Source organism: Limnohabitans planktonicus II-D5 (assembly GCF_001270065.2).
GTDB classification, from domain to species: Bacteria; Pseudomonadota; Gammaproteobacteria; order Burkholderiales; family Burkholderiaceae_C; genus Limnohabitans_A; species Limnohabitans_A planktonicus.
Window position 1 is genome coordinate 1 of record NZ_LFYT02000061.1, and the last position, 5,204, is coordinate 5,204.

The 5,204-nt window shown below is 55.1% G+C and carries 5 protein-coding genes; 3 read left to right on the plus strand and 2 right to left on the minus strand.

The window, feature by feature from the left end:
* Positions 1–182, plus strand: a 182-nt coding sequence (locus H663_RS42090) for a hypothetical protein (protein WP_205872768.1), incomplete at its 5' end; no start/stop codon positions are given.
* Between the two features lie 420 nt (positions 183–602).
* Here the strand turns inward: H663_RS42090 and H663_RS40640 are convergent.
* A complete protein-coding gene (locus tag H663_RS40640; RefSeq protein ID WP_053171286.1) occupies positions 603–1,634 on the minus strand; it encodes a phage integrase SAM-like domain-containing protein in 1,032 nt (343 codons plus the stop codon).
* 225 nt (positions 1,635–1,859) lie between these two features.
* Between H663_RS40640 and H663_RS40645 the strand changes: the two genes are divergently transcribed.
* A complete protein-coding gene (locus H663_RS40645; RefSeq protein WP_083451098.1) occupies positions 1,860–3,155 on the plus strand; it encodes a porin in 1,296 nt (431 codons plus the stop codon).
* A gap of 355 nt (positions 3,156–3,510) precedes the next feature.
* Here the strand turns inward: H663_RS40645 and H663_RS40650 are convergent, their stop codons facing one another.
* A complete protein-coding gene (locus H663_RS40650) occupies positions 3,511–3,681 on the minus strand; it encodes a type II toxin-antitoxin system PemK/MazF family toxin (RefSeq protein ID WP_116695963.1) in 171 nt (56 codons plus the stop codon).
* Between the two features lie 250 nt (positions 3,682–3,931).
* Between H663_RS40650 and H663_RS40655 the strand changes: the two genes are divergently transcribed.
* Positions 3,932–5,204: ISL3 family transposase (locus H663_RS40655; RefSeq protein ID WP_116695964.1), on the plus strand; the 1,273-nt coding region annotated here is incomplete at its 3' end.

Sequence of the window (5,204 nt, forward strand, 5' to 3'; positions counted from 1 at the left end):
GCCCCCGTAGGTCGGCGGTCGAAGACCCCGACGTGGGCGGTGGCATGAGCATTTGCGCTTACGCGGGCGACAGCGGTGAATGGTGCAATGTCGGACTCTTCGAGTGCCGACCTACAAGGGGCAAGGCGTGGCGTGCCCCCGCAGGTCGGCGGTTGAAGACCCCGACGTGGACCGTGGGTTGAGCATTTGCGCTTGCGCGGGCGGCATTGGTGAATGGTGCAATGTCGGACTCTTCGAGTGCCGACCCACAAGGGGCAAGGCGTGGCGTGCCCCCGTAGGTCGGCGGTCGAAGACCCCGACGTGGGCGGTGGCATGAGCATTTGGGCTTGCGCAGGCGGCAGCGGTGAATGGTGCAATGTCGGACTCTTCGAGTGCCGACCTACAAGGGGCAAGGCGTGGCGTGCACCCGCAGGTCGGCGGTCGAAGACCCCGACATGGGCCGTGGGTTGAGCATTTGCGCTTGCGCGGGCGGTAGCGGTGAATGGTGCAATGTCGGACTCTTCGAGTGCCGACCTTCGAGATGACACTTCTCACACACTTCAAACTTCAACGTGCCGGAGCAATAAACTGCCACCGTCTGCGGCCTAAGCGCTGAGGCCAGATCAAGAAGCGCCATTTTTCTGGGTCCGACGGCTTTGCAACATGGCCACGTTCATCTCGCCATCTAAAGATGAGGCATAAAACTGCTCAATCATCTGCACCGACGTGCGGGCATTGCGCGCCAGGGTCAACATGTCAATGCCCTGTCCATAAAGCAGCCGGAACATGATGGACGTGTGACGCAAGCAATACAGCGTCCTCAATCTGCCCGATGAATCCTCTGTGGTGACGCCAGCCTCCCGCATGATCCATTTGAACCAAAAACCCAGCACGGCCAGCGCATAACCACGGTCGTTTTCGGCGGGCAGAAAGACGTAATCATCCGGCGCACCAAACCCCAAAGACCGTGAATGGGCCAGCGCGGTTTCATAGACATGCACTGCTGGGCACAACGTCACGATGGGTGTGTCATGACTTTTGGTCTCTGGCGAGGTCAGCCGCAAATAAACACTCTCGCCCCTGACCACCTGCACATGCTTGTGCTTGAGCTGACGCAAGTCTCCCGGGCGAATAAAGCTGTTCACCATGAACCGGATGACCCACGCCATGTCGGGGGCCAGGGTCAAATTGCGAGGCGCGACCCAAAACCGTTCACGGTGACCCGAGGATGCTTTGATTTCAGGAGCCTTGCTGCCCTGCCTTGACAAGCGATAAGCCGTATGCACCACGGCCGCGTATTCCTGCAAGCTCAGCATGGAGCGGGGTTTGGACGCCACTTTGATGACTGGCAGTTCTGGCGTTTCGTTCAAAAACCCGTGTTTGATCGCCAGTTTGAACAATTTACGCACCACCACCAAGTACTGGGAAATGGTGGTCGAACTCATCTGATGGTCTGTCAAGCGCTTGACAAAGCCTTCCATCATGACTGGGGTCGCTTGCGATGGCGGGATGAATTTGAAAAACGGCAACACATGCGCATCCAGACGGTTGCGCAGGATGCCCAAGGACAAGGGACTCAATTCCCCACGCTGAACGCGCTGATTTTCTTTTTCGAGCAACTGTTCGGCCAAAGCTTCAAAGCGGTTGAGACGCATCGGCCCCCGCGTCAAAACAGAATCGGTTGAATCTGAAGTTTCAATGGTTATTTGTCTCGAATTTCTACTATTTACTATCTGACCCCAAACTTCTGGACTGACAACATAAAAAACGGGCTTATTGCGATCGAGTATCGCAACCGCCGACTCGCCTGATTTACCAATGACATCCATCGGTTTTTCCAGAAAATCCGACATACTGGCACACAAGGCAGCTAAAAGTGGTTGAACATTCATAAGTTAGAAAAGTATAAGTTGTACAAAGTCATTCTAGTTTCCTCATTCTCAAATAATGCGCGCAATCTAGCTGCTCTGGCTACACTGGCAGCCACTACAGCTTTCGCACAATCTTCTGTGACTATATACGGCCAAGCTGATGCTGCATACACTTCTGCCAAGTCTGGCGCCAACAGCGTGACTGGTATTTTTGGTGCTGGCCGTGGTTCCAACTTTGTTGGTTTCATGGGCACTGAAGACCTGGGCGGCGGCTGGAAGGCCAACTTCAAACTGGAAGCTGGCTACAACCTGGACAACGGCGCTGGTGCTTCTTCCAATGCCAACAACCAAGCCACTGGTGGCTTGACTACACAATCTGGTGCAGCAACTGCTCCTCAGCTCAACGGTGCCACCACACCCTCGACTGACCGCGCTTCTTTGGGCGGTGCTCAAGGTCTGACTTTCAACCGTTGGTCCTATGTTGGCTTGTCCAATGCCAATATGGGTGAAATCCGCGTTGGTCGCGAGTACACCCCAGCTTTCCAAGCCGTGCTGGCTGCTGACGTTGTCGGCTCCAACGGTGCTGGCAACAGCTTGAACATGACTTTGATGATTTCTGGTCAGTCCGCCAACGCAGTGGCAACAGCTGCCAGCGCATCCAACGGCATCAGCTATGAGTCGCCCTCGCTGTCTGGCTTCAAGGCCAAAGTGCAAATGTTCCAAGGTGAGAACCCCAACACTGGCACTGCTACAACTTTGAACACTGCCAAAAACGGTGACGGCACAAGCTACCACCTCTCGTACGCCGCTGGCAAAATCTCTGCAGGCCTTGGCGCTACTGCCTCCAAGAGCACTGCTGTTGTCGGTACAACAACTGGCCTTGGCTTGCCAGGCAAGTATGACCTGACCACTGCATACGCCCGATATGACTTCGGCGTTGCATTGGCCACCATCGGCCAAGCCACTGAAAAGCAAGCTGGTAGCGCTGCTACTGCTTCTGAGATGAAGAACTCATCCATGATCCTCGGCGTGAGTGTGCCTTTGGGTGCATACAAGCTGAATGCCAACTACATCACCAGCAAGTACACTGTCGCTGGCGCTGAGACTGGTAAAGCTACTCAATTGGCCATTCAAGGCCTGTACGCTATGAGCAAGCGCACTGATTTGTACGCAACTTACGCCGTGACCGACAACAGCGTTGGTAATGCTTACGGTCTGGGCAACGGTGCAGGCCGTATGGTCGCTGTGAACGGTGCAGATGCCAAGTCGACTGCTTTCCAAGTCGGTGTGCGTCACGCTTTCTGATTTGACGCTGGCGAAAGTCAGCTGAAAATTTGATAGTCTCAAGAACCCACCGTGGCAACACGGTGGGTTTTTTCTTTGGGCCGACGATAATTGGCATCTGACCCCAATTAACCTTGGCCAAGGCACTGCACCAGTTTGATCCAGGACGTCACCGAACCCTTACCGGTTTTTCGAGCGTGTTGAGCGTGCTGCGCGACACACCCATTCGCTGAGCCATGTCGGCTTGAACGATCTCCGCAACACATTTAACCTGTGTGTCAGCGTCTTTCCAATTTCCTCAGGCGACGAGAAATTAAAGAAAGTATCTTTAAGAATTTTTTAAATGGGATCCGACACCAATTACACGATTTGAGTTTTATTCAAATAGCGTTGCCACTTTGGCCAATACCTCGTCCAGGATCACCTCAGGAAGGGTGTCCACCTTACGCGCATCGCGTGCTGCCAGATCAATGACTCTTGGTTGATCACAACGAACGACCCCAGTCGTCTTGGTGCCCGACACCACAACTGCGAAGGGCGGATTCAAAAGTGAAGTGCAACACCCTTAATTTCAATGAATGAGAGTGGAGTGTTGAGGACTGTTTAGGAGCAGTTCCCTGTATACAGACAGCGGCGATCGTACCCCCAAACCTTTGGCTCTTCGTCATTTCGTGTGGAACTTGACTTGAAAAATACAATGCAGTAACCGAGCCCGGTGGTGTTTGTTGGCCACAGGCGCAGTCGGCTGCTCACAAATCCTGATGGCGGATGTCCGTTCATCAACTGAAGATCCGTAAATGGCTATTGGAATCGAATCTTTGTTCACCAGTGCGCTGGGCTTGTCTGACCCGTGGCGCGTTGAAAACGTCAACCTCGACATGGCCCGCCGTCGCATTGACTTTGATCTCACCTGCGATGCCAAACGTCTGGCCTGCCCCGTGTGTGGCTTGCTCGATCAAGGCATTCATGACCGACAAAAACGCCAATGGCGGCACTTGGACTTCTTCCAATACGAAGCTTGGCTGCAAGCCGAGGTGCCACGCGTGGCCTGCAGCGACTGCGGCAAGACAACACAGGCACAGGTCCCCTGGGCGCGCGAGGGCAGTGGCTTCACTGCATTGTTTGAAGCGCTGGCTTTGTCTTTGTGCCGGGAGCTGCCCGTGCGCCAAGCCGCTGCACTGCTGCGCTGCACCGACAAACAGCTGTGGCGGCGCATTGAACACTACGTGGATGAGGCCCGCTCACTCGACGATATGTCGGCGGTGCGCGTCATCGGCATCGATGAGACCAGCTTGCGCAAGGGTCAAGATTACATCACCGTGGTGCATGACCTTGACAAGAAGCGCCTACTGTTTGCCTGTGAAGGAAGAGACCATCAAACGGTCGTCAACTTTGCGCAAGACCTTCAAGCGCACGGGGGCGAACCAGGGAAAGTCGCGCACGTTTGTCAGGACATGAGCGCAGCCTACGCCAAAGGGGTTGCGCAAGCCTTGACGCAAGCGCAAATCAGTTATGACCGGTTTCATGTGGTGGCGATGGCCAATGAGGCCATGGACGAGGTGCGACGCCACGAGACAAGCACCCAGCCCCAAGCGATCAAGGCTGCATTGGGTGACAACGACCGCAAATTACTCAAGAGTCTGACCTGGGGCATGCGCCGCAATCCTGATGGCTGGAGCGTCAATCAGACCAACGCGATGCACTGGCTGCAGCATTCGACCTTGAGGAGTGCCCGCGCGTGGCGGCTGAAGATGGCGCTGCGTACGGTTTATGCCAATGCGGCCAGGCACAACAACGCGACACAAGCCAAGTCTGAATTGAAGGCGTGGCTGAGTTGGGCCACGCGCTGTCGTCTGGCACCCTTTAAGAAGTTGACCCGCACGTTAAAGCAGCGCTTGGACGGTGTGGTGCGCGGCATGCTGGACAACCGCAGCAATGCTTATGTGGAGGCCATGAATGGTTTGCTCCAACAGGCTAAACGCGCCGCGCGTGGCTTTAGAACTGCAAGAAACTTTATCGCCATTGCGTATTTGCGGATGTCCAAGCTCAAGCATTTGCCAAGCAACCCGC